Raw genomic sequence first — 23,112 nt, 5'->3', positions numbered from 1 at the left:
AGTCTAGCCGGTAAACAATACCCCGAGCCAGAACAGGCCCGCGGCCAGCAACATGGAGGCGGGCAGGGTGAAGATCCAGGCCAACAGGATGTTGCGCACGGTGTTGCCTTGCAGGCCGCTGCGGCTGGCCACCATGGTGCCGGCCACGCCTGACGACAGCACATGCGTCGTGGATACCGGCAGGCTGAATACATTGGCCAGACCGATGGCGCCTACGGCCGTTACCTGTGCAGCCATGCCTTGCGCATAGGTCATGCCTTGCTTGCCGATTTTCTCACCCACGGTCAGCACGACGCGGCGCCAGCCCACCATGGTGCCGATGCCCAGCGCCAGGGCCACGGCGACGATGACCCACAGCGGGGCATATTCCGTGGTGGACGTCAGATCGGCGCGCAGGCGCTGAAGATCAGTGCGTTCGCGTGCGTCCAGGTTAGGCTGGGCCATGACTTTTTTGGCCGTGTCGTCCAGGCAGAGCAGGTAGCGGCGCACGGCGATGCGGTCGTCTGCCGTCAGGTCTGCATACTTGTGCACCCCCGCCAGACGGCTTTGCACGGCGTCGATGGTGGCCCTGGTCAGTTGTGCGTCACAGCGGAAATTGGCGGGGAGATCGCTGGCTTTGCCCGGCCGCGACAGCGCCAGATACTCGCCCAGCGTATCGGTGTTGCGCTCATACAAGGCGGACAGATGCGAGACCGCGTCGCGCGTGCGGTCGATCTGATAGGGGGTGGCGTTCACATCCAGCACGAACTTGGCCGGCACGATGCCGATCAAGACCAGCATGATGAGGCCGATGCCTTTCTGGCCATCGTTGGACCCATGCACGAAGCTCACGCCCATGGCCGACAGCACCAGCACCAGCCGGTTCCAGAACGGCGGATGCTTCTTGGCATCCAGTTCGCGCCGCTGTTCCGGCGTCTTGTGCATTTTGGACAGCGGGAAATAGCGTTTCAAGAGCAGCAGCAGGCCGGCCGCCACGGCAAAACCGGCTACCGGTGAAACGAGCAAGGACAGCCCGATTTCGATGGCCTTGTTCCAGTTCACGCCCGCGCCTAGCGGCAGATCGGTCAGCATGGCGTTGGCCAGACCCACGCCCAGAATCGAGCCGATCAGGGTGTGCGAGCTGGAGGCCGGGATGCCGAAGTACCAGGTGCCCAGATTCCAGGCGATGGCGGCCGCCAGCATGGCGAAAACCATCACCAGTCCGCGTCCGGTATCGACGTGGATTAACAGCTCCACTGGCAGCAGATGGACGATGGCGTAGGCGACGCCCACGCCGCCCAGCAGCACGCCGAGAAAGTTGAAAATCCCGGAGAGCACCACGGCCAGATGGGGCGGCATGGCTTTGGTATAGATTACGGTGGCTACGGCATTGGCCGTATCGTGAAAGCCGTTGATGAATTCAAACGCCAGTACGAAAGTCAGTGCCAGCACAAGGCTGAGACCGACCCAGAAGTCAAGGCCAGAGAAGAGATCGAGCATGGAATGGAGCCGATATGGAGTGGCCGAATTATTGCAGATTTGTGACCTGCCCTCGGGCGGCCTCCGTTGCGGTAGCATTCCGGCTGACTCCCGATTCTTTTTGATGGACATTCCATGACGCGTTCGCAGGCCCTTGTTCGCAACCATCCCGATGAACTCATCGTTGGCCTGGTCTCGGTTTCTGACCGTGCCAGCGCCGGGGTGTATACCGATCAGGGCCTGCCTTCCCTGCGCGAATGGCTGGGTCAGGCGCTGGCCTCGCCCTGGCGGGCGGTCGAGCGTCTGGTGGCGGATGACGCCGAGGCCATTTCCGCCGCCTTGATAGAACTGGTCGATCAGGTGGGTTGCGATCTAGTGCTGACGACCGGCGGCACCGGGCCGGCGCGGCGCGATGTCACGCCCGAGGCGACACGGGCTGTGGCCACCCGCGAAATGCCTGGTTTCGGCGAGCAGATGCGCCAGATCAGCTTGCAATTCGTGCCCACGGCCATTTTGTCGCGGCAGGTGGGCGTGCTGCGTGAAACCCCCGATCACGCCGCGCTCATTCTCAATCTACCCGGCCAGCCCAAGGCGATCCGCGAAACCCTGGAGGGTCTCAAAGACGAGACGGGGGCGTCCCGCGTGCCGGGGATTTTCGCTGCCGTGCCTTATTGCATCGATCTGATCGGCGGCCCCTATATCGAGACACGTTCCGAGGTGGTCAAGGCGTTCCGGCCGAAATCGGCCCAGCGTCAGCCGAGCGTCTGAGCGTCTGAAGGCTTGCGGTATATTGGCCGCAGTTTTTTCCCGTCTGGAATTCCTCATGTCTATCCGTATCGCCCTTATCCTGGCTTTGGCTGCGCCGCTGGCGGCCTGTGTCACCGCCAAAGACCTCAGCTCGCTGGATCCGGTGTTCTACGGCTCCACCCAGCGCAGCGCGCAAGACTATATCGAGTGTGTGGCAGCAGCCTGGAAAGGGCAGGGCGTGAAATTTCAGCAACACCCGTTGCGTGACGGTTTTGAGCTGACGGTCGACGGCGCCTTGGGCGTCGAGGCCGTCCTCAGCGCCAGCACCTATCGCGGCAAGACCGACGTGCGGCTGAACTCGCGCTTGGCGCAGCGCGCTCAGCCGCTGGCCGAGGCGGGCAATCTGTGTCTGTGAGCCGTCGCCAGATCATCGCTGGCGCCCTGGCTGCGCTGATCGCCGCACCGGGTGTTCAGGCGGCCGGCTTTATCGCCCGCAGTTTGAACCAGCCCGTGCCCGGCGGTGTGGCCGTGATCGGGCTCGGTGCGTCGGAGCAGGCGCCCAAGGCGCGCTTTCAGGGCCGGCCAGTGCTGGTCGTGCGCGACAGCGATCAGGATTGGGTGGCGATTGTCGGTATCGGCCTGAAAACCCCGGTGGGAGAGCAAAAGCTGGCTGTGCAGGCGCAGGCCGGGCAGCGTGCGCGCGATATCCCGTTCAAGGTCGGTCCCAAAGACTATGCGGCCCAGCACATCACGCTGAAGAACCGCCGCCAGGTCAATCCTGATCCGGAGGACCTCAAGCGCATCGAGCGTGAGCTGGCGGCCCAGAACGCCGCCTATGCGGCCTTTCGCGCCGATGTCACGCCCAGCAACGTCTTGCTTGACCGCCCTGTGCAAGGGGGGCGGCTGTCCAGCCCTTTTGGGCTGCGCCGGTTTTTCAACGGCGAAGAACGCAATCCGCACTCTGGTCTGGATTTCGCCGTGCCGACCGGCACGCCGGTGCGTGCGCCAGCGGCTGGCAAGGTCGTGCTGGTGGGAGATTATTTCTTCAATGGCAAAACGCTGTTTATTGATCATGGCCAGGGCTTGATCAGCATGTTCGCGCATTTGTCGGCTATCGATGTGAAGCTAGGCGACAACGTGGCGCGAGGCGCTGTCGTCGCCAAGGTGGGCGCGACGGGTCGCGCCACAGGTCCGCATCTGCACTGGAACGTCAGCCTGAACGATGCCCGGGTAGATCCGGCCTTGTTCATCAAATAAGCGGGCCGTTGCGGCTCATTGCGCCTGGCTGCCCTGCATAATCTGGTGGGCATACAGGCGTTCGGCGTAGTCCAGCTCCCGGGCGATGCGTTGCTGCATATCGCGCTGCTGGTCTAGGCAGATATCGAATTTGGTTTTGGCCTGGGCGTAGTTCAGGCCGGTATGGCGCAAGCTATTGATGAAGTTCTCGCGAGACTGCATCAAGAGGGTCAGGCCGCGCTCACTGTGTTCGTGCGCCCGCCTCGCTCGCGCCAAGCGGTCGGCGGCTTGGCGCAAAGCGTCGGCGGGGTCGGGATGCGTCGTACTCATACCGCGATTTTCCCATGCCGGCGGTCACGGCGATTGGCCCAGAACGGGCCGGGAAGCTGGCTAGTTCGCTGGGCTTAGCGGCGCACGAAATTGCGATTGGCTGGTGCAGACGAGGGGCGCTCGTCTTTGTGACGGAAGTTGATGCGGCCCTTGGTCAGGTCGTAGGGCGACATTTCCAGCGTGACGCGGTCACCGGCCAGAATGCGGATACGGTGCTTGCGGATGCGGCCCGAGGCATAGGCGCCCACTGCAACACCATTGTCCAGGGTGACGCGATAGCGGCTGTCGGGCAGCACTTCGTCAACAACGCCCTGGAGTTCGATGAGTTCTTCTTTCGCCATGGTTAGACTCCTTTTCTAGTACGCGCATGCCGGAGCATGCGCCAAACGCCCAGCGCAAGAGAGCAGTGCGGCGCAACAGCGTCGCGACTGGCACGGGTACGGGCCGGCCCCTGGAAGGGCCTCAATAAGGCGGGTACTCACGCCGCGAGGGCAATGTGCGCCGTAAGGCGCGGCTTGGTCGCGGCAAGACGCGTTCTTGCCGGAAGAAGCTGCGGGAAGCGGTATCAATGCTGCCCGCTAGGTCTGGGGAGGGGAGATCGCGCAGGCGACCCATTGGTGTTCAGACCCTGTGGATAAGACTAAAGCAATTGTAGCGTGGATACCACGTTATGACCAGTGTCAAGGGCTTTCAATACACCACATTGCGCGTGAAACGCAACACTGTCTCGCCTTCGTTCAGGTAGGCATAGTCCGCGCAGCTATCGTAGGCCGTGGCCGAACCGGCTGCCAGCAATCGGGTTACACCCTCATAGCGCAGCGTTAATTCCCCCTCGATGACGTAAAGTATTTCGCTCCAGCCTGGCGGATCGGGTTCGGCTTGATATCGCTCGCCCGGCGCCAGCGTCCATATCCAGAGTTCGGTATTTGCCTTGCCTGGCGCAGAGGCCACCAGATGGGCCTGGCTGCCCGGATGCAGACCACGCCAGGTGAGCGCGCCTGGAGTTTGCCCTGGCGAGGACACCAGCTCAATGAAATTCACGTCCAGCGCTGTGGCGATCAGGCCCAGTTTGGCCAGACTGATATTGGCTTCCCCGCTTTCCAGTCCCACGATCATCCGCCGGCTCAGGCCAGCCCTTGCGGCCAGCGCCGTTTGGCTCAGGCCGCGTTCGGCGCGCAGTCGGCGCACATTGGCGCTGACATGTTCTAGGACGGGTTCGGACAAATTTTTCTCCTGTCGGGACTGGCGTGGGGCACACCATTTTGCGTGAATTCGAGAGCTTGTCTATACTGCGCAATATAATGCGCATATCATCCTCACGCCTGCCTGAGCTCGCCCTCATCCTGATCACCGTTGTATGGGGCGGCACCTTTCTATTAGTGCAGTACGCCATGCAGTTCAGCGGCGCGCTGTTCTTTGTCGGCTGCCGTTTCGCCGCGGCTGCGCTGGCGGTGGGTCTGCTGTGCTGGCGCATTTTGCCCGGCATGACGCGTCAGGATCTGATGGCAGGGGCGATCATCGGTTCGACCATCACCCTGGGCTATGGCTTGCAAACGATGGGCCTGCGGCACATCCCCAGCTCCGAGTCCGGCATGTTGACCGGTCTTTATGTGCCCCTGGTGCCGTTATTGCAATGGCTGGTGTGGCGGCGGCGTCCGCATGTCATGTGCTTGTTGGGCGCGGTGTGCGCCTTTGCAGGCCTGGTCTGCTTTGCTGGCGGCGATGTCAGCCTGTCATTTTCCTACGGGCAGACGCTGACCCTGTTAGGGGCTTTCGCCATTGCCGCCGAAATCATCCTCATCAGCCATTTCGCGCCTCGCGTCAATCTGCGCCGCGTGACGGTGGCGCAGCTGGGTTTCGCCTCGCTGTTTGCCTTTCTGCTCATGCCCTTGACGGGCGAGACGGCCATTCCTGAGTTTTCTTGGCAATTGGCCGCGCTGGCCATTGGCCTGGGCGTGACCAGCGCCATCATCCAAGCCACGATGAACTGGGCGCAAAAAACGGTAGACCCTTCGCGTGCCGCCATCATTTACGCCGGTGAACCCATCTGGGCCGCTGTCTTTGGCCGAATTGCCGGTGAGCGTCTGCCGGCCCTGGCGCTGCTCGGTGGCGCTCTGATCGTGCTGGGTATTATCGTGAGCGAGCTGCGTCCGCGCGGCTGGCGCGTGCGAACGGGCAGGCCGGCCAGCTAAGCGCGGTTTATGCCCAAAGTGCGGCCGGTCTGCCGCAGCGAGAACTTGTGAGCGGCCCTCAGCGAGGCAGAGCGCGTCCGCACTGCCTTTTCTTTTGAGAGAATGCCGCCCCAGGGTTTCTTGGCCAGAGATGAAGCGGCCTGAGAAGGGTGCGCGAAACCTGTCACCGGGGCGGCGTGGCCTTAATGATTTTCTTACTGCAATTCGGGTGACTGTTTGCGCAGAAAGCCCCGGAATTGCCAGAGAACGATCAGTGCGATGACGCCAAGCAGCGTAGCGCTAATGGGCCGGGTGACGAAGACTCCAAAGTCGCCACGGCTCAGGAGCATTGCGCGCCGGAAGTTTTCCTCCAGCATCGGGCCGAGAATAAAGCCCAGCATCAGCGGCGCCGCTTCCATCCCCAGGCGCATAAAGATATAGCCGATGAAGCCGAAGCAGGCCGTGATGTAGATGTCGTCCAGGCTATTGTTAATGCTGTAGGTGCCGATGCAGCAGAAAAACAGAATCGACGGGAACAGCACGGTGTAGGGAATCTTGAACACCGTCAGCCAGTAGCGCACCAGCGGCACGTTCAGGATCAGCAGAAAGCAGTTGCCGATCCACATGCTGGCCACCAAGCCCCAGAACAGGTCAGGGTGGGTGCCTATCATGTTGGGGCCGGGTTGGATGCCCTTGACGATGAAGGCCGCCAGCATCAGCGCCATGACGGCGTTTTCGGGGATGCCGATGGCCATGAGCGGAATGAAGCTGGTGCGTGCTGCGGCCTCGTCGGCGGCAGCCTGACCGGCCACGCCTTCGATGGCGCCCGTACCGATTTCTTGGCGGTACTTGCTAAAGCGTTTGTCCGCAGCATAGGCAGCGAATTGGGCGATCGTCGGGCCGCCGCCAGGCAGAATGCCCAGCACCGAGCCGATGACGCTGCCGCGCAGGGCGCTGGGGATGATGCGCTTGAATTCGGGCCAGGTCGGGATCAGCTTTATCTTGCCGTTGAACGGTGTCAGCGTATTGCGGTTATCGAGGTTCTTGACGATTTCCGCGATGCCGAAGCAGCCCAGGGCAATACTGATCAGGCCGATGCCGTCTTGCAGGAATGCCAGGTCCATCGTGTAGCGTGGCATGCCCGTGTTGACATCAGTGCCCACCACCCCGAGCAGCACGCCTATCATGGCCATGGCCAGACCGTTGAGCATGTTGCCGCTGCTCACGAAGCTCACACAAAAAAAGCCCAGCAGCATCAGCGCGCAGTAGTCGGTGGGGCCGAACAGCAGGCCGACTTCGCCCAGCGCAGGCGCCATGGTCGACAGCACCACGATGGCGACGGTGCCGCCAATGAAGCTGGACACGCCGGCAGTAAATAACGCCAGACCGGTTTTGCCCTTGAGGTTCATGGCATAACCGTCGATGCAGGCCACGATGCTGCTGGCATGCGGGATTTTCATCGTGATGGCGCTGACGCTGTCACCATACTGCGCGCCGTAGTAAATACCGGCCAGCATGATGAGGGCGCCGCCGGTTGGGATGGAGTAGGTCAGCGGCAGCAGCAGGCTGATGGTCGAAAGCGGGCCCAGGCCGGGCAGCAAGCCGATTAGCGTACCCACGACGCAACCCAGCGCGCAGTACATCAGGTTTTGCAGCGTCAACGCGTGCTCGAAGCCGAATGCGAGATTGTTGAGGATTTCAGTCATAGCAGCGGCAGGCTCAAGCCGAGGAAGTATTTGAATCCGAAGGCCACGGCGCACAGGCCTACCGTGATCTTCAGGTTGCGAACTACGGAGTACGACGTGCCGGCCAGCGTCGAAATAAAGACGAGGCAGGCAATGCCCAGCAGCATATTGATGAAGTGCGAGACCAGGACAAAGGCGATCAGCGCCGACAGCACGATCACGATGTTCTTGATGTTGTAGTCAAGCTTCTCGGGGGCTGCAAAGCGGGCGCGCGCAATGGTGGCTATGCCAATTAGAACCAGCAGGCCGCTGACGATGAGTGGAAACAGGCCAGGGCCAAAACGGCTGAGCGTACCGATCGGGTAGCGGAGTGCCGCGCCTCCGAACACGATACCGATCAGCATGATGAATAGACCCCTAACCACGATGCGGTTATTCAGATTCATGATGCCCGTCCTTTCGCGAGGACCGCGCTGTGCTTACTCCCAACCATGATGGATGGCCTCCTTTTTTCATTATTTGTCGAACACCCACGCCGTTTCAGCGTCGGTGTAGAGCGCGATACTAGGGAGGCAGGCTGTCAGTGGGCTTTCAGGTTCAAGGGAATTTGTTCGACTAGGCGTAAGTACTATTGCGGCAAAACCACAGCCTTGTTTTTCGGTTCAGGACAGTGTCAGATACCCCCTTAAAAAAAGGGGTTTCAGGCGTTTTTGTTCAGATTTCCGTCAGGCATCGAATAGGCGCCTGCAATGCCTCGTGGCGGGAAAATAGGCCGCGTTCAAAGTCCGTCCATGAGCGAGGCGTCGCAGGCAGGGGGCGCTGATCCGCGAGTAGGCGTGCAACAGGCTTGATGTTGACGTACAGATGACTTGCCTGGCGCTCCGGGCGCAGGTAGTCTATGACCCATGAATACGATGTCCGCCGCGTCCCGTATTGCTGTCCGACGAATCACTCAACGTTGTTGAGTGGCTGGTCAGCGCGCGCGCCGCGTCCCTACCGAAGGCCACGATCTGTAATCGTGGCCTTTTTGTTTTTCACGCGGAACAGATCTGACCTTCGGTTCAAGAAATTTTCAACCCGAAGGAGTCACAGCATGACCGCAGCATTCCTGAAAATCCGGCCCTATGCGCATCACGATGAAGCGCAGGTTGTCGCGCTTTGGCGCGTCTGCGGCCTGACGCGGCCTTGGAATAGTCCCTATAGAGATATCGCCCGCAAACTGACCGTGCAGTCGGAATGGTTTTTGGTGGGGGAGATCGAAGGAGGGGTGGTGGCCAGTGTGATGGCCGGCTACGACGGACATCGCGGTTGGATCAACTATCTGGCGGTTGATCCGGCCTGGCAGAAACGCGGCTATGGCCGCGCCTTGATGGCGGCGGCGCAGGCGCGGCTATTGGCGGCCGGCTGTCCCAAAGTCAATCTGCAAATTCGCCGTGACAATGCCGCAGTACAGCAGTTTTATGCGTCGATGGGCTTTGCGCCCGACGATGTCTTGAGCCTGGGCAAGCGCCTGATCCCGGATACCGAAGAGCAGGCGCTGGGCTGATGTAGGCCGAGGGGCGAGGGCGGGCAAGCCCGCCCGCTTGCTTTAAGCCTGGGCCTCGTCTTCGGCGCTGGCCGACGCGATTTCGTCGTCGCTGGCGCGGTCGCCTTCCATCTTGGCGATGACGGCCGTAGCCAGGCTGTTGCCGACCACGTTGGTGGCGGTACGGCCCATATCGAAGAACTGATCGATGCCGATGATGAGCAGCAGACCGGCCTCTGGCAGATTGAACATCGGCAGGGTTGCGGCCACCACGACCAGCGAGGCGCGCGCCACGCCTGCCATGCCCTTGCTGGTCACCATGAGCACGAGCAAGAGCATGAGTTGCTGCGTGAAGCTCATGTCGATGCCATAGGCCTGCGCGATGAAAAGCACCGCGAAGGACTGATACATCATGGAGCCATCCAGGTTGAAGGAATAGCCTAGCGGCAGCACGAAGCCGGAAATGCGCGGCGATACACCGAAGCGCGTCAGCGCCTCGATGGTCTTGGGGTAGGCCGATTCGCTGCTGGCTGTCGAGAAGGCCAGCAGGATGGGCTCTTTGATCAGCCCGCCGAGGCGGCCCACATCACGACGCAAAAAGAGATAGCCCACGCCGAACAGCAGCGCCCACAGCAGGGCCAGGCCGAGATAGAACTCGCCAATCAGCTTGCCATAACTCACCAGCACGCCCAGCCCTTCCGTCGTGACGGCGGCCGCCATGGCGGCAAACACGCCCAGCGGCGCGAATCGCATGACGTAGTCGGTCACGCGGAACATCACCTTGGCCAGTTCATCAATGGCCGAAACGATGGTGGTGTGGCCGCTGCGCCGCACAAAGGCAAGCGCTGCGCCGAAAAACAGCGAGAACACCAGAATCTGAAGGATTTCATTGTTGGCCATGGCTTCCATGATGCTGCGCGGGAAGACATGGGTAATGAAAGCCTTGAGCGTGAAGTCGCCGGTTTTCAGGCTGGTGGTGGCGCTGGCGTCGGGCAAGGCCAGGCCCAGTTGGGCGCCGGGCTGGAACAGATTGACCAGCAAGAGGCCCAGCAGCAGGGAGGTGGCCGAGGCGACGATAAACCACAGCATGGCGCGCAAACCGATGCGGCCGACCGCAGCCCCGTCAGTCATACTGGCCAGGCCTGAGACCAGGGTGGCGAACACCAGCGGCGCGATGATCATCTTGATCAGGCGCAGGAAGATGTCGGTCACCATGCTGAAGTAGGAGGCCAGTTCCTTAGCATGTTGCGCATCCTGCGCATAGCGGTTGCAGAGATAACCCACCGCAATACCGAGCACCATGGAGATGCCGATATAGCGTGTCAGCTTTTTAGTATTCATGGAAAGTACAGATGAAGTCCGCGGTGATGTCCGTCAGATGGACGGAACGTAGGACCGAATGATGGTTCTCCAAAGCTGACAGCTAGTTGTCAGCTCGGGGACGGATCGCGGGGGAGGTAAAGCGCGTGAAGATGTTACGCCCTGAGGCCATCCCATAAGACGCGGGATGAAAGACGGCTAAAATCATGCGATTAAGCCGGATTTCATCATCCATCAATACGAGAATTCAGGAGTCCTTGTTATGGCCCTCGTTTCCATGCGCCAGTTGCTCGACCATGCCGCCGAGCACGGTTATGGCATCCCCGCCTTCAATGTCAACAATCTGGAGCAGGTCCAGGCCATTATGGAAGCCGCTGCGGAGACCGACAGCCCGGTCATCATGCAGGCCTCGGCCGGCGCGCGCAAATATGCGGGCGAAGGCTTTCTGAAGTACCTGATCCAGGCTGCTGTCGAGTCGTATCCGCATATTCCGGTCGTCATGCACCAGGATCACGGGCAGTCCCCGGCGGTCTGTCAAGGCGCCATCAATCTGGGTTTTTCCAGCGTCATGATGGACGGCTCCCTGAAGGAAGACGGCAAAACCATCGCTGACTACGAATACAACGTCGAAGTGACCCGCAAGGTGGTCGACATGGCCCACAAACTGGGCGTGACGGTGGAAGGCGAACTGGGCTGCCTGGGCTCGCTGGAAACCATGGAAGGCGATAAGGAAGATGGTCACGGCGCCGACGGCAAGCTCACGCTGGAACAATTGCTGACCGATCCCGAGCAGGCCGCCGACTTTGTGCGCCGTACCCAGCTCGACGCACTGGCCATCGCCATCGGCACCAGCCACGGCGCCTACAAGTTCACGCGTAAGCCCACCGGCGACATCCTCTCGATCAAGCGCATCAAGGAAATCCACGCCCGCCTGCCCAATACCCACTTGGTGATGCACGGCAGCTCCAGCGTGCCCCAGGAACTCTTGGCCGAGATCCGCGAATTCGGCGGCGACATGAAGGAAACCTATGGCGTGCCCGTCGAGGAAATCCAGGAGGCCATCAAATATGGCGTGCGCAAGATCAACATCGACACCGATATCCGTCTGGCCATGACGGGCGCCGTGCGTCGTTTCTTTGCCGAAAATCCGGGCAAGTTTGACCCGCGTGAATACCTCAAGCCCGCCCGCGCCGCCGCCAAGGCGATCTGCGTGGCGCGTTACACCGAGTTCGGCGCAGCCGGCAACGGCAGCAAGATCAAACCGATTCCGCTGGCCGAAATTGCCCAGCAGTACGCTGCCGGCAAGCTGGCTCAGCTTGTGCAATAAGCGCATCGCCGCTGTTTTCTGCGCTAATGCGCAAACGGCGGTGCGCGGCGGGGCAGTCATCGCCCTGCTGGCCGGCTCCGCCGTCTCCTCCCGTCAGCCGCCGACGGGATCTTTACTGCCATAGGCCCATTCCGTGACTTCCGCTTTGCATGAATCCAGCATCAAGTCCCTGCCTCTTCTGGGGCGGGGCAAGGTGCGTGATATGTACGCGGTCGGCGACGACAAGTTGCTGATCGTGGTGACCGACCGCATCTCCGCTTTCGACGTCATTCTCGATGACCCGATTCCGGGCAAAGGCCAGGTGCTGACCGAGCTGACCGAGTTCTGGCTCAAGAAGCTGGCCCACATTCTGCCCAACCACTCGACCGGTATTGCGCCTGAAGACGTCGTAGCGCCCGACGAGGTCGAGCAGGTCAAGGGGCGCGCGGTCGTGGTCAAGCGTCTCAAGCCCATTCTGGTCGAAGCCGTCGCGCGCGGCTACCTGATCGGTTCGGGCTGGAAAGACTATCAGGCAACGGGTGCGGTTTGCGGCATCAAGCTGCCCGCCGGCCTGAATCAGGCCAGCAAGCTGCCCGAAGCCATTTTCACGCCCGCCGCCAAGGCCGAGTTCGGCATGCACGACGAAAACGTCGACTTCGCGCACGTGGTCAAGGAAGTCGGCCAGGAAATGGCCGAGCGCATCCGCGACGTCACGCTGCGTCTGTACAGCGAGGCTGCGCAATTCGCCGCGACCAAGGGCATCATGATTGCCGATACCAAGTTCGAATTCGGTCTGGACGATCAGGGCACGCTGCACCTGATGGACGAAGTCCTGACGCCGGACTCCTCGCGCTTCTGGCCGGCCGACGGCTATCGCGAAGGCATCAGCCCGCCGTCTTTCGACAAGCAGTTCGTGCGTGATTGGCTCGAAACGCAAACCTGGGACAAGACGCCTCCCGCTCCGCGCCTGCCTGCCGACGTGCTCGAAAAGACTGCGGCCAAGTACCGCGAAGCGCTGGATCGTCTGACTGCCTGATCTCGGGACGGAGACGGTTCCCGGAGAACCGTCTCCGCCTGGAAAACAGCGGCTAGGGCGTTTTCCCCCGGCAGGCCGCGCCGGGCCGGGTAAAATAAAGGGCTTAGCGGCCGGGCATTGCCCGGCCTGGTTGCTATCCATCCTTGCCCAGGCGGCGCGCTTTTGGTCATGACCACACAACACTCGGCAGTTTCTTCTTCCTCCCTCAGCCCTCTGGTGGGCGTCATCATGGGTTCTTCCAGCGACTGGGAGGTCATGAAGAACGCGGTGGCGATGCTGGAATCCTTCGGCGTGCCCTTCGAGGCCCGTGTGATTTCCGCGCACCGCATGCCTCAGGATATGGCCGAATACGGCGCCGTAGCCCGTCAGCGCGGCCTGCGCGCCATTATTGCCGGCGCAGGCGGCGCCGCCCATTTGCCGGGCATGATGGCCGCCTTGACGGAGGTGCCGGTGTTCGGCGTGCCCGTGCCGTCCAAGTATCTGCGCGGTGAGGATTCGCTGCTGTCCATCGTGCAAATGCCCAAGGGCGTGCCGGTGGCCACTTTCGCCATTGGCGAGGCAGGCGCAGCCAATGCGGCGCTGCACGCCATCGCCACGCTCGCGACGACCGATGATGCGCTGCATGCCAAATTGCTTGCCTTTCGCGCCAGCCAGACCGAGGCCGCGCGCAATATGACCTTGCCTGTCTGATGACGCGCCGGCCTGCGCTTTTGCGGCCTTGCCGGCTTTTTTTGATCGTGGCGCTTTCATAGCGCCCAGTTTTTCCCGCCCCTGGCGGGCCTGACCATGTCGCAATCTCGATCCGAACTCTTTGTCGCTCCCGGCGCCTGGCTGGGCCTGCTGGGCGGAGGCCAATTGGGCCGCATGTTTTGCCATGCCGCGCAAAGCCTGGGCTACCGCGTGGCGGTGCTGGACCCGGCCGAGGAGTGCCCGGCCGGCATGGTAGCCGACCTGCACATTCGTGCCGCCTACGATGATCCGCAAGGACTTCAGGCGCTGGCGCAGCGCTGCGCGGCGGTGACGACGGAGTTCGAGAACGTGCCGGCCGACAGCCTGCGTGCGCTGGCTGCGCAATGCCGCGTCACACCCTCTGGCGACGCGGTCGCCGTGGTGCAGGACCGCATTGCCGAAAAGCGCTTTATCGCGGCGCAGGGGATTCCGGTCGCTCCCCATGCCGCCGTGGGCGCCGAGGCGGACCTGGTTGCGGCGCCCGACACGCTGTTCCCTGGCATTCTCAAGGTGGCGCGCCTGGGTTATGACGGCAAGGGGCAGGCCCGCGTCGCCAATCGCCAAGAGGCCCTGGCGGCTTTTACCGAGTTCGGCGGCGTGCCTTGTGTGCTGGAGGCTTTGCTGCCGCTGGACCATGAAATTTCTGTGGTGATCGCGCGGGCCGTCGATGGCGCCAGCGTGGTTTTTCCCATTGCCCGCAATGTGCATCGCGATGGCATTCTGGCCGTTTCGACGGTGGGCCAGGATGAGGGTTCGGCCCTGCAAGCGCAGGCGCGCGCGGCGGCCCAGGCCATTGCTCGCGGCCTGGACTATCACGGCGTGCTGTGCGTAGAGTTTTTCGTGCTGCGAGATGGCAGTTTGGTGGTCAATGAGATCGCGCCGCGCCCGCATAACAGCGGTCACTACAGCATGGATGCCTGTGTCACCAGCCAGTTTGAGCAGCAGGCGCGGGTCATGGCCGGCCTGCCCTTGGGCAGTGCGGATCTCATGGCGCCGGTCGTCATGCTCAATCTGCTGGGCGACCTTTGGTTCGAGGGCGAAACCCAGCGCGAGCCCGACTGGAGTGCGGCGCTGTCGGTGGACGCGGCCAAGTTGCATCTTTACGGCAAGCGCGACGCGCGGCATGGCCGCAAGATGGGTCATGTGAATATCGTTGGCGCCACCCTGGATGAGGCGCGGCGCGGCGCCGCCCGCGTGGCGCAGGCGCTGGGTCTGCCCGATCCCGATCATGAGTGATGCGCAAATCCAGGCTGCCGCGCGGCGGCTGCTCGAAGGCGGTCTCGTCGCCTTTCCTACGGAAACGGTTTACGGCTTGGGCGCTGACGCTGAGAACGCTCAGGCCGTAGCCGGCATTTATGCCGCTAAAGGCCGGCCGGCCAATCATCCTGTCATCGTGCATATCGCTCCGCAGGGCGATCCCGGTTATTGGGCCAGCGAAGTGCCGCCCGAAGCCAGCAAACTGATCGAGGCTTTCTGGCCCGGTCCCTTGACGCTGATTCTCAAGCGCCGCCCTGGTGTGGGCGAGGCCGTCAGCGGCGGGCAGGACAGCATTGGCATCCGCTGTCCTTCTCACCCCGTCGCGCAGGCCTTGCTGGCGGCCTTCGCCGCGCAAAAGCCGGGCGGGCAGGGCGGCGTAGCTGCGCCGTCCGCCAATACCTTTGGCCATGTTTCCCCCACACTGGCCGCTCATGTCCGCAGTGAATTTCCGCGTGAAGTGGCGGCCGGCATGCCGGTGCTCGACGGCGGCGCATCCGAGGTGGGTATCGAATCCACGATTCTCGATCTTTCCCGCCTGGATCAGGGCATGGGGCCGGTGCTGCTGCGCCCGGGGCACATCAGCGCCGAACAAATCGCCCAGGTGCTTGGCGTGGCGGTGCGCCGTCCTGATGCAGCCGCGCCGCGCGCTTCGGGCACCTTAAAGGCGCATTATGCGCCCCGCACCCCGCTGGAACTGGTGGACAGGGCCTCTCGTCCGCTTGGCAAAATCCATGGCCGCATTGCGCTGGTGGCCTATAGCTGGCCGCCGCAGGAAGGCGACGGGCTGATCTGGCATCGGGTGCCGGCAGATCCGGCGCGTTACGCCCAGGCGCTGTACGCCACCTTGCGTGAGCTGGATGCGCAGGGCTACGAACGTATCTGGGTCGAAGCCCCGCCAACCGACGCGGCCTGGGATGCCGTCAACGATCGTATCGGCCGCGCAGCCGCTGCCTTCAGCCTCGATACCTCGGGCCTGGCCGAAGGCAAAACACCGTAATCCGCCGTGCGTGCCGCTGCGTGCAAGATAGCGGCCTGGTCCCTCTGTGCGAAATAATTTGCATCGGTGAGCGATATGGATAGTTCGGATTGCGGTACGCTATGCGCACCCTGATCTGAGTGCCCTTATGTCCGCATCTGCTGAGGATTCTCCTCTTTACGTCGCCGCGCTGGCGCGAGGCATCTCGCTGCTATCTGCTTTCAGTGAGGGCCGTCCTGCATTAACCCTGCCTGAGTTGGCCGAGGCCACGGGCCTGTCTAAAAGCGCCGTACAGCGCTTTGCTCATACGCTCTGGGTTTTGGGCTATTTGCGCAAGCATCCGCAAACCAAGAAATTCTCGCTGTCGCCGCGTTCGCTGGAGCTGGGCATGCGCTATGCGCAAACCAGCGCCCTGGTGTTGGGCGGCAATCCTTTTCTGCATCTGCTTAATCGCAGCAGCGAAGAAACCTGCAGCCTGGCTGAGCCCGATGGTCTGGATATGGTGTACGTGGCGCGCTTTGCCACGCACAAGCAGATGTTTGTTCACATGCCGGTTGGCAAGCGCTTGCCGATTTACTGCACGGCCGCCGGCCGGGCGGTGCTGTCCCGTCTGGACGAGGATCGTGCCCGTGCGCTCATGGCGGCCTGCGAACGCCGCGCCCATACCGCCAACAGCATCACCGACCTGGACGCCCTGATGGCTGAGGTGGCCTATGCCCGCCAGCATGGCTATGCGCGTTCGAATAGCGAGTTCTATCCGGGCGACATCACCGTCAGCGCCCCGATCCTCGATCCGATGGGTACGCCGGTGGGGGCGATCAATGTTTCCGTGCCAGCCAGCCGTTGGTCTTTCGAAGAGGCGCAGGCGGTTTTCGGCCCGCAAGTGGTCGAGACCGCGCATGCCATCAGTGCGTCGCGCACCATCGGCCTGACCCAGCCCTTTTACATGATGGAAGCGCCGGTCTAGGCGCTTAAGCCAGGCCGCAGGCGGGGCCGCGGATGTCAGCCCACTCAGGCTTAGCAGTCAGGGCAGTGGCCGTAGAGCGGCGCGCTGGCGCCTGCTAAAAATAGCTGCGCACGCAACGTATGCGCCCTTGGCGCCGATCGGCAGGCCTGCCCGCCATTGGCCGCCATCTTCACAACAATCCACGGTGTAGGCCTGCTGCTGTTCGAGGCGCTCGCGCATGTCGCCGGTCGCCGCAAACCTGCTTGCCGCTATCGTGTTCCGCGCCGCTCGGTCGCATCGCCTTTCCGCTGTCCTTGCCTGCTTTCCGCCGGGGAATTCCCTAATTCCGTTTGTTTTCTCATCGCTCAATAATGACATGACCATATCGGTAGACGATATGATTAAACAAACAGGCGCTACGGCGCTTTGGGGGAGGGCTTGTGCTGCAAAAGGAATTCGCGCTCGCGGACACCACCGTGTTTGCGCCAGGGAGTCGTTTCATGGACCTGCCTGCGCCGTCGGTGCAAGATGAAGCGCCAGGGGTCTGTGTATTGGGCATTCCGTTTGATTGCGGCACCCATCCCTTTCGTGTCGGATCGCGCCAGGGGCCGGACGCCATCCGCGAACAGTCGCGGCTATTGCGGCCTTTTGATTTGTTTCGCCGTGCGGGCGTGGAGAACCCCGCGCAGTTCTTGCGGGCCGTGGATGCGGGCAATGTGGTGTGTTGGCCTGGCGACCCCGAGCGCTCCTATCCTGTGATCGAGACAGCGGTGGATCGCATCCTGGAGGCTGGCGCCATTCCTGTCACGATGGGTGGAGATGGGGCAGTGACCTTGCCGCAGTTGCGGGCGGTGGGACGGCGTCATCCCGGTCTGGTAGTGCTGCATTTCGATGCGCATACCGATACTTACCCGGTTTCCGGCTACAACACGGCAAGCACCTTTACCCGAGCCGCCGAAGAAACCCTGCTGGACGTAAGCGCCAGCTTTCATGTGGGCACACGCGGCAACTCTTTTATGGGCGGTGTGGTCGAGTATAGCCGCGAGGTCGGCTATACCGTGATTCCCTTCGATGATTTTGACCGCGACCAGGTGGCGATGCTTGACGAGATCAAGCGCCGCGTCGGCGATCGTCCGGTCTATCTGTGTTTCGATATGGACGTTTTCGACCCTTCTTGTGCGCCGGGTGTGTGTACGCCCGAATGGGGCGGGTTGACGGCGAAGGAGGGTCTGGCCCTGCTGCGGCGCCTATCGGGCCTGAACTTCGTGGCATTCGACGTGAACACCGTATCGCCGCCTCAGGATGTCGGCGGCGCCACGGCCTTTCTGGCTGCGACCGTGATGCAGGAGTTTCTTGCATTGGCCGTCGCCGCTATCCGGCGCCATGCCTAAATGGGCCGGCCATAACAACCGCAAGGGGAAAACGATGAAACGCATCATCAACAGTCTGTTGGCCATCAGCCTGCTGTGCTCGGCGGGTCTGTCACAGGCGCGCAGCTTGGAGCAGATCCGAGCTGCGGGCAGCATGAACGTCATCACCACGGCCTCCGCGCCGCCGCATGGTTTCAAGAACCCGGCGAGCAACCAGCTCGAAGGCATTATGGTCGATGTCGCGCAGGGCGTGGCCCAACACCTGAAGGTCAGCATGAAGCTATCCGAGGTGCCGTTTTCGGGCCTCATCCCCACCCTGACATCCGGCCGGGCCGACGTCATGTCCGCGCCGCTCTTTATCACGCAAGAGCGCGCGCGCGTCATCGACTTCAGCGCGCCCGTGTATGAATGGGGCGAGGGCATTGTCGTCAGCGACAAGAGCAAGAAAAGCTATGCCCGCTTTGGCGACATGAAAGGCCAGCGGGTGGGGGTGCTCGTGGATTCCGTGCAGTTCAATATGATCAAGGACATGCCAGGCACCAAGGTCACGACCTACCAGGACTATGCGACGCTGTTAGCCGATGTGCGCGCCGGCCGCATCGACCTTGGCATCGTCGATCCGCCTAGCATCATCTATCAAATCCAGACCCGCAAGATCCCGGGCGTGAAGCTCGACACGACCTATCACCCCGAGAAGAAGTGGCAGGTGGGCCTGGCCGTTGAGAAGGGGAATAAAGATCTCCTCGACGCCGTGAACGCGGCCATCGCCACGATGAAGCAAAACGGCGAGATGGCCGAGATCGGGCGCAAGTGGGGTGTGGCGGATCTGATGAGCCAATAAGCGCAGGAGATGACGATGGATATCGCCACCCTCAAGATGTATTTGACGCCGCTGGCCGAAGGCTCGCTCTGGACGCTGGCGCTTTTCTTCTGTTCGGCGTTTTTAGCGGTTGCGGTAGGCTTGGTCGTCTGTCTGTGCCGTTTATCCAAGTCGGCGGTGCTCTCACGCGCCGCCCGCTTTTACATCGAGGTCATACGCGGTACGCCCCTGTTGCTGCAACTGTTCTACATCTACTACGGTCTGCCCGAAATGGGGGTGGTGATCGGGGGCTTCACGGCAGGGGTGCTAGGCCTCACGCTGAACTTTGGCGCCTACCTCGCCGAGCTGTTTCGCAGCGGTATCCAGTCTGTGGATTCCGGTCAATACGAAGCGGCGCGGGCGCTGGGCCTGTCGCGTTTTCACAGGCTGCGCGACATTGTGCTGCCCCAGGCGCTGCGCACCGTGTTTCCTGCCTTGGGCAACTACACGCTGGTGCTGATCAAGGAAACCTCGCTGGTCGCCGTCATCAGTGTCTACGAGTTGATGCGAGCCGGTGAAATGCTGGCCGGCGCAACCTTCCAGGCGCTGACCGTCTACACCATGGTGGGCATCATCTATTTCTGTATGTGCAGCGTGCTGTCTTGGGTGTTCAGACGCTCTGAAAAACGGCTTGCCGTGCCCGGCTACTGGAACGGCGCCGGCGAAAACCATGACATTACCAAGGCCTGAAGCATGAGCGCCCAACCCATTATCAGCCTGCGCGGTGTCTCCAAATGGTATGGCGATTTCAAAGTTATCGACAACCTCTCCCTGGACGTTCATGCCGGCGAAAAACTGATTCTCTGCGGCCCCTCGGGTTCCGGGAAGTCCACCACTATCCGTCTCATCAACCGGCTGGAAGAGCATCAGCAGGGCGATATCGTCGTCAATGGTATTGAACTGAATGAGCAACTCTCCAATATCGAGCGCATCCGCGCCGATGTCGGCATGGTGTTCCAGCACTTCAACTTGTTTCCGCATCTGACCGTATTGCAGAACTGCACCTTGGCGCCCATGCGCGTCAAACGCGTAGCGCCCGCCGAGGCCGAGGCGCGCGCCATGCAGTATTTGCAGCGCGTGCGTATCCCGCAACTGGCCGATAAATTCCCCGGCCAGTTGTCGGGGGGGCAAAAACAGCGCGTGGCGATTGCGCGCGCGCTATGCATGCAGCCCAAAGTCATGTTGTTTGACGAGCCTACCTCGGCGCTGGACCCGGAAATGGTCAAGGAAGTGCTGGAAACAATGGTCGAACTTGCGCGCGAAGGCATGACCATGATCTGCGTCACGCATGAGATGGGTTTTGCGCGCGAGGTCGGTGACAGGGTGGTGTTCATGGATGGGGGGCGCATCGTCGAGAGCGCGCCGCCGCAGCGTTTTTTTACCGCGCCGCAAAGTGAAAGAGCCCAGGCTTTTCTGGGGCAGATCCTCAGTCCTGCCTGACCCGCTCTACAACCCTGGGTTCGCGCGGACGGCTGCGAGTGGTTCCATCTCGGGGCGCCGAAATGGATCTAGCGGCCGTTGCGGCCTGTCCCTATCATGTCCGGCAACCGGGCAGGCGCTAGGCCTGCCCGCCCTTTTTCTTTGACTGTGACCTTGAACCATGAACGGCGCCGACAGCCTTTGCGATACCCTGCTTGTCAATGACATCGACGTTTGCTTTGCCAACCCTGGCACCTCGGAAATGCACTTTGTCGCCGCACTGGACCGCAAGCCGCGCATGCGTTGCGTGCTGGGCCTGTTCGAAGGCGTGGTAACGGGGGCGGCCGACGGCTATGCCCGCATGGCCGACAAACCCGCAGCGACTTTGTTGCACCTGGGGCCCGGTCTGGGCAACGGCCTGGCCAATCTGCACAATGCCCGCCGCGCTCGCACCCCGATGGTCAACGTGGTGGGCGATCACGCTACCTATCATGTGCAATACGACGCGCCGCTCACCAGCGATGGCGAGGCCGTTGCGCGTCCGATGTCGCATTGGGTAGGGCGGATCGAGGACGCCGCTTCGGTCGCCGCCCGCACGGGCGAGGCCATCCGCGCTGCCCGTCAGGCGCCGGGTCAGGTCGCCACCTTATTCCTGCCGGCCAACGCCGCCTGGACCGACCTTCCCGACAACACGCCCGCGCCCCGGCCGGTCGCGTTCGATGGCCCCGCGCGTCCTGATGGCGACGCGGTGCGCGCCGCCGCCGCTGCCATCCGGTCGGGAGAAAACACCACCTTGCTGCTGGGTGGCGATGCTTTGCGCGGCCGGGCGCTGGCCGCGGCGGCGCGCATTGCTCAAGCGACGGGTGTGCGCCTGGCCAGCGAAACGTCTAACCGACGCATCGAGCGCGGCCTGGGCCGTGCGCCGGTCGAGCGTTTGCCGTATCCCGTGGATATGGCGCTGGAATTTCTAAAAGATGTGCGCAATCTGGTGTTGGTGGGTTCGCGTTCGCCGGTGGCTTTCTTTGCCTACCCCGGCAAGCCCAGCCTGCTGGCCCCCGAGGGTTGCCATACCGTCACCCTGGCCACTCAGGAGCAGGATCTGGCGCATGCGCTGGAATGGCTGGCCGAAGAGCTGGGCATCAAGCCGGATGCGCCGCAACTGGCCGCGCCGGGCTGGACCGAAGCCCTGCCCACCTCGGGCAAGCTCACCAGCGCCGCCGTCAATCTGCTCACGATGCGTCATCTGCCCGAAAACGCCATTGTGGTCGATGAGTCTATTACCCAGGGCCGCGAAATCGGCTCGCACAGCATCAATGCCGCCCCGCACGATTGGCTCCAACTGACAGGCGGTGCTATCGGTATCGGTATTCCCATGGCCGCAGGCGCCGCCGTCGCCTGCCCGGATCGCAAAGTCGTCACCATGCAAGCCGACGGCAGCGGCATGTATACCGTGCAGGCGCTCTGGACGCAGGCGCGGGAGCGTCTGAACTGCCTGACCATTGTCTATGCCAACAACAGCTATCAGACGCTGCATGGCGAGATGCGCAACGTCGGAGTGCAAGAGCCGGGCCGCAATGCGCAGCGCATGCTGGACCTGGTCGATCCCAAGCTGGACTGGGTCAGTCTGGCCCGCGGCATGGGTGTCGAAGCGGTGCGCGTGGATACGGTGGAGAGTTTTGCGCAGGCGCTGCAAACCGGTCTGAAGCATCGCGGCCCTTTCCTTATCGAAGCCGTCATTTAAGTCCTATTCATTTAAGTTCCATTCAGAAAAAGACCGTGTCCTTGCGTGAGGGCACGGTCTTTTTTATGCATGAGATCGGCGGCTCACCGGATAGGCCAGATGAGGTTTGCGGATCTGCGCGAGGGCGGCGGCCCATGAGTGGGGAAGGCTTACCTGGGTTCTTATACCCATGCGCTCCCCGCGAGTCATAGGGCGGTGTGGCATGAGCGATAGGGCGAGACGCCGATCGACGCGGCTCAGGAAGACGTTACGTCCCTGCGAGAGCCACTAGCCCTTTCAATCTGGACGAGTTAAGCAAGGCCCAGGCTAAAACTGGCGAAGCCAATCCGCATTGTTTGGGTGAAGGGTGGGTTCTTCTCAGGCCAGGACACAAGGTCAGGAGAGAAGCAGGCACCCATGTTTTCGCTTGTCGTCGGGTCTGTCTATGGAGGTGTGGATGCGCGCAGCGCACAGCCACACGCTATTGCGGCGAGGCCGGTAAGGCTTGATCCCTCGTTGCGTGTTGCGACACCAAGAAGTGGCAGCAATAAATGACAGCATGTCTGACCGCCGCAAAACTAATCGACTTGACCGAAGAGTATTCCTGCATACCGAGAGGATGTGGACGATTTTTTGAGTTTGTACGTATCAGTATGGTTTTCGGCTGTGGTGTAAGCCACTTCTTGATCGTGTTTCTCGTCTAAGCCAGAAGCGCAGCGTTTTTGGGCATCCTGGCGGTATCGCCATAGCACTCCTGCAACTGATTTTTCCGAGCTTCTTCTGCATCGGGCAGGAAGGCGTTCGACCGTGTTTTTGGGATGCCAAGCCAAGAAGGCCAGAGGGTCGTTGCGGTCTCAACAGGAGATTGTTCGTGAACCGAGGCATGTATCGCGTTATTTGGTCGCAGGCCCGCGACGCTTGGATTGTTGTCAAGGAAGGTGTCGTCAGCCACGCAAAGGGCTCAGGCCGAAACAGGCGTCGTCGAGCCCAGCGCGCGGCTTCCTCTGCGGTCTGCCTGTCCC

General features: G+C 61.9%; 23 protein-coding genes and 1 pseudogene. 17 read left to right on the top strand and 7 right to left on the bottom strand.

Translation table 11 applies throughout. The features are described from left to right. Window positions 1-3: 3 nt before the first annotated feature. On the bottom strand, window positions 4-1,479 hold the full coding sequence (locus U0029_RS13030) for an inorganic phosphate transporter (RefSeq protein WP_114852671.1): 1,476 nt from the start codon (window positions 1,477-1,479) through the stop codon (window positions 4-6). Window positions 1,480-1,593: 114 nt separating this feature from the next. On the opposite strand from U0029_RS13030, the gene mog reads away from it, so the two are divergent. The 3 genes from mog to U0029_RS13015 are packed head-to-tail and all read left to right on the top strand — an operon-like array spanning window position 1,594 to window position 3,462. Beyond that, entirely contained in the window at window positions 1,594-2,226 is a 633-nt protein-coding gene (mog, locus tag U0029_RS13025; protein WP_012416569.1) for a molybdopterin adenylyltransferase, read from the top strand. 55 nt (window positions 2,227-2,281) lie between these two features. Then, window positions 2,282-2,620 (top strand): hypothetical protein, encoded by a 339-nt coding sequence (locus tag U0029_RS13020; RefSeq protein ID WP_012416570.1) that lies wholly within the window; start codon window positions 2,282-2,284, stop codon window positions 2,618-2,620. After that, window positions 2,611-3,462 carry a peptidoglycan DD-metalloendopeptidase family protein gene (locus U0029_RS13015; RefSeq protein WP_169507405.1) on the top strand — a complete coding sequence of 284 codons (852 nt, stop codon included), beginning with the start codon at window positions 2,611-2,613 and terminating at the stop codon, window positions 3,460-3,462. The genes U0029_RS13020 and U0029_RS13015 overlap by 10 nt, the downstream gene beginning before the upstream one ends. Before the next feature lie 15 nt (window positions 3,463-3,477). On the opposite strand, the gene U0029_RS13010 is transcribed toward U0029_RS13015, so the two are convergent. The 3 genes from U0029_RS13010 to U0029_RS13000 all read right to left on the bottom strand — a co-directional run bounded on the left by U0029_RS13010 (window position 3,478) and on the right by U0029_RS13000 (window position 4,995). Then, window positions 3,478-3,771 (bottom strand): hypothetical protein, encoded by a 294-nt coding sequence (locus tag U0029_RS13010; protein ID WP_012416572.1) that lies wholly within the window; start codon window positions 3,769-3,771, stop codon window positions 3,478-3,480. Between the two features lie 74 nt (window positions 3,772-3,845). Then, window positions 3,846-4,112, bottom strand: coding sequence for a translation initiation factor IF-1 (gene infA / locus U0029_RS13005; RefSeq protein WP_012416573.1), 267 nt, complete (start codon window positions 4,110-4,112; stop codon window positions 3,846-3,848). 349 nt (window positions 4,113-4,461) lie between these two features. Further along, on the bottom strand, window positions 4,462-4,995 hold the full coding sequence (locus U0029_RS13000) for a helix-turn-helix domain-containing protein (protein ID WP_012416574.1): 534 nt from the start codon (window positions 4,993-4,995) through the stop codon (window positions 4,462-4,464). Window positions 4,996-5,072: 77 nt separating this feature from the next. On the opposite strand from U0029_RS13000, the gene U0029_RS12995 reads away from it, so the two are divergent. Further along, window positions 5,073-5,963: a DMT family transporter gene (locus U0029_RS12995; protein ID WP_012416575.1), complete on the top strand. Its 891-nt coding sequence runs from the start codon at window positions 5,073-5,075 to the stop codon at window positions 5,961-5,963. A 194-nt stretch (window positions 5,964-6,157) separates the two neighbouring features. Here U0029_RS12995 and U0029_RS12990 read toward each other — a convergent pair whose 3' ends face one another. Further along, window positions 6,158-7,648, bottom strand: coding sequence for a tripartite tricarboxylate transporter permease (locus U0029_RS12990; RefSeq protein ID WP_114852672.1), 1,491 nt, complete (start codon window positions 7,646-7,648; stop codon window positions 6,158-6,160). Beyond that, complete coding sequence (locus tag U0029_RS12985; protein WP_012416577.1) at window positions 7,645-8,073, bottom strand: tripartite tricarboxylate transporter TctB family protein; 429 nt, start codon at window positions 8,071-8,073, stop codon at window positions 7,645-7,647. The genes U0029_RS12990 and U0029_RS12985 overlap by 4 nt, the downstream gene beginning before the upstream one ends. A gap of 647 nt (window positions 8,074-8,720) precedes the next feature. On the opposite strand from U0029_RS12985, the gene U0029_RS12980 reads away from it, so the two are divergent. After that, on the top strand, window positions 8,721-9,173 hold the full coding sequence (locus tag U0029_RS12980; RefSeq protein ID WP_012416578.1) for a GNAT family acetyltransferase: 453 nt from the start codon (window positions 8,721-8,723) through the stop codon (window positions 9,171-9,173). A gap of 42 nt (window positions 9,174-9,215) precedes the next feature. Here the strand turns inward: U0029_RS12980 and U0029_RS12975 are convergent, their stop codons facing one another. Further along, window positions 9,216-10,493 carry a dicarboxylate/amino acid:cation symporter gene (locus U0029_RS12975; protein WP_012416579.1) on the bottom strand — a complete coding sequence of 426 codons (1,278 nt, stop codon included), beginning with the start codon at window positions 10,491-10,493 and terminating at the stop codon, window positions 9,216-9,218. A gap of 241 nt (window positions 10,494-10,734) precedes the next feature. On the opposite strand from U0029_RS12975, the gene fba reads away from it, so the two are divergent. From fba to U0029_RS17285, 12 genes and pseudogenes are all read left to right on the top strand, one after another. Then, complete coding sequence (gene fba / locus U0029_RS12970) at window positions 10,735-11,799, top strand: class II fructose-bisphosphate aldolase (protein WP_012416580.1); 1,065 nt, start codon at window positions 10,735-10,737, stop codon at window positions 11,797-11,799. Window positions 11,800-11,932: 133 nt separating this feature from the next. Beyond that, window positions 11,933-12,814: a phosphoribosylaminoimidazolesuccinocarboxamide synthase gene (locus U0029_RS12965; protein ID WP_114852673.1), complete on the top strand. Its 882-nt coding sequence runs from the start codon at window positions 11,933-11,935 to the stop codon at window positions 12,812-12,814. 168 nt (window positions 12,815-12,982) lie between these two features. Continuing rightward, window positions 12,983-13,504: a 5-(carboxyamino)imidazole ribonucleotide mutase gene (purE, locus tag U0029_RS12960; RefSeq protein ID WP_012416582.1), complete on the top strand. Its 522-nt coding sequence runs from the start codon at window positions 12,983-12,985 to the stop codon at window positions 13,502-13,504. A 96-nt stretch (window positions 13,505-13,600) separates the two neighbouring features. Next, window positions 13,601-14,779, top strand: coding sequence for a 5-(carboxyamino)imidazole ribonucleotide synthase (locus U0029_RS12955; RefSeq protein ID WP_012416583.1), 1,179 nt, complete (start codon window positions 13,601-13,603; stop codon window positions 14,777-14,779). Continuing rightward, window positions 14,772-15,797, top strand: coding sequence for an L-threonylcarbamoyladenylate synthase (locus U0029_RS12950; protein WP_114852674.1), 1,026 nt, complete (start codon window positions 14,772-14,774; stop codon window positions 15,795-15,797). The genes U0029_RS12955 and U0029_RS12950 overlap by 8 nt, the downstream gene beginning before the upstream one ends. Window positions 15,798-15,924: 127 nt before the next feature. Beyond that, window positions 15,925-16,743, top strand: a complete 819-nt coding sequence (locus tag U0029_RS12945; RefSeq protein WP_012416585.1) for an IclR family transcriptional regulator — start codon at window positions 15,925-15,927, stop codon at window positions 16,741-16,743. A gap of 479 nt (window positions 16,744-17,222) precedes the next feature. Beyond that, window positions 17,223-18,113, top strand: coding sequence for an arginase family protein (locus U0029_RS12940; protein ID WP_012416586.1), 891 nt, complete (start codon window positions 17,223-17,225; stop codon window positions 18,111-18,113). Between the two features lie 34 nt (window positions 18,114-18,147). After that, window positions 18,148-18,933: an ABC transporter substrate-binding protein gene (locus U0029_RS12935; protein ID WP_012416587.1), complete on the top strand. Its 786-nt coding sequence runs from the start codon at window positions 18,148-18,150 to the stop codon at window positions 18,931-18,933. Window positions 18,934-18,948: 15 nt separating this feature from the next. Beyond that, window positions 18,949-19,641: an amino acid ABC transporter permease gene (locus U0029_RS12930; protein WP_114852675.1), complete on the top strand. Its 693-nt coding sequence runs from the start codon at window positions 18,949-18,951 to the stop codon at window positions 19,639-19,641. Between the two features lie 3 nt (window positions 19,642-19,644). Further along, window positions 19,645-20,391, top strand: coding sequence for an amino acid ABC transporter ATP-binding protein (locus U0029_RS12925; RefSeq protein ID WP_012416588.1), 747 nt, complete (start codon window positions 19,645-19,647; stop codon window positions 20,389-20,391). A gap of 160 nt (window positions 20,392-20,551) precedes the next feature. Beyond that, entirely contained in the window at window positions 20,552-22,111 is a 1,560-nt protein-coding gene (locus U0029_RS12920) for an acetolactate synthase large subunit (RefSeq protein ID WP_012416589.1), read from the top strand. Between the two features lie 862 nt (window positions 22,112-22,973). Then, window positions 22,974-23,051, top strand: a pseudogene (locus U0029_RS17285) (ESPR-type extended signal peptide-containing protein); the annotation flags it as partial. Window positions 23,052-23,112 lie beyond the last annotated feature (61 nt).

The organism is Bordetella avium, assembly GCF_034424645.1.
GTDB lineage: Bacteria > Pseudomonadota > Gammaproteobacteria > Burkholderiales > Burkholderiaceae_B > Bordetella > Bordetella avium.
This window is presented reverse-complemented; position numbering and strand designations above follow the sequence as displayed.

Excerpts from the sequence above, each read along its gene's own strand:
- U0029_RS13030 (WP_114852671.1), bottom strand. The coding sequence starts at position 1,479 with ATGCTCGATCTCTTCTCTGGCCTTGACTTCTGGGTCGGTCTCAGCCTT.
- mog (WP_012416569.1), top strand. The coding sequence starts at position 1,594 with ATGACGCGTTCGCAGGCCCTTGTTCGCAACCATCCCGATGAACTCATC.
- U0029_RS13020 (WP_012416570.1), top strand. The coding sequence starts at position 2,282 with ATGTCTATCCGTATCGCCCTTATCCTGGCTTTGGCTGCGCCGCTGGCG.
- U0029_RS13010 (WP_012416572.1), bottom strand. The coding sequence starts at position 3,771 with ATGAGTACGACGCATCCCGACCCCGCCGACGCTTTGCGCCAAGCCGCC.
- infA (WP_012416573.1), bottom strand. The coding sequence starts at position 4,112 with ATGGCGAAAGAAGAACTCATCGAACTCCAGGGCGTTGTTGACGAAGTG.
- U0029_RS12995 (WP_012416575.1), top strand. The coding sequence starts at position 5,073 with ATGCGCATATCATCCTCACGCCTGCCTGAGCTCGCCCTCATCCTGATC.
- U0029_RS12990 (WP_114852672.1), bottom strand. The coding sequence starts at position 7,648 with ATGACTGAAATCCTCAACAATCTCGCATTCGGCTTCGAGCACGCGTTG.
- U0029_RS12985 (WP_012416577.1), bottom strand. The coding sequence starts at position 8,073 with ATGAATCTGAATAACCGCATCGTGGTTAGGGGTCTATTCATCATGCTG.
- U0029_RS12980 (WP_012416578.1), top strand. The coding sequence starts at position 8,721 with ATGACCGCAGCATTCCTGAAAATCCGGCCCTATGCGCATCACGATGAA.
- U0029_RS12975 (WP_012416579.1), bottom strand. The coding sequence starts at position 10,493 with ATGAATACTAAAAAGCTGACACGCTATATCGGCATCTCCATGGTGCTC.
- fba (WP_012416580.1), top strand. The coding sequence starts at position 10,735 with ATGGCCCTCGTTTCCATGCGCCAGTTGCTCGACCATGCCGCCGAGCAC.
- purE (WP_012416582.1), top strand. The coding sequence starts at position 12,983 with ATGACCACACAACACTCGGCAGTTTCTTCTTCCTCCCTCAGCCCTCTG.
- U0029_RS12955 (WP_012416583.1), top strand. The coding sequence starts at position 13,601 with ATGTCGCAATCTCGATCCGAACTCTTTGTCGCTCCCGGCGCCTGGCTG.
- U0029_RS12950 (WP_114852674.1), top strand. The coding sequence starts at position 14,772 with ATGAGTGATGCGCAAATCCAGGCTGCCGCGCGGCGGCTGCTCGAAGGC.
- U0029_RS12945 (WP_012416585.1), top strand. The coding sequence starts at position 15,925 with ATGTCCGCATCTGCTGAGGATTCTCCTCTTTACGTCGCCGCGCTGGCG.
- U0029_RS12940 (WP_012416586.1), top strand. The coding sequence starts at position 17,223 with ATGGACCTGCCTGCGCCGTCGGTGCAAGATGAAGCGCCAGGGGTCTGT.
- U0029_RS12935 (WP_012416587.1), top strand. The coding sequence starts at position 18,148 with ATGAAACGCATCATCAACAGTCTGTTGGCCATCAGCCTGCTGTGCTCG.
- U0029_RS12930 (WP_114852675.1), top strand. The coding sequence starts at position 18,949 with ATGGATATCGCCACCCTCAAGATGTATTTGACGCCGCTGGCCGAAGGC.
- U0029_RS12925 (WP_012416588.1), top strand. The coding sequence starts at position 19,645 with ATGAGCGCCCAACCCATTATCAGCCTGCGCGGTGTCTCCAAATGGTAT.
- U0029_RS12920 (WP_012416589.1), top strand. The coding sequence starts at position 20,552 with ATGAACGGCGCCGACAGCCTTTGCGATACCCTGCTTGTCAATGACATC.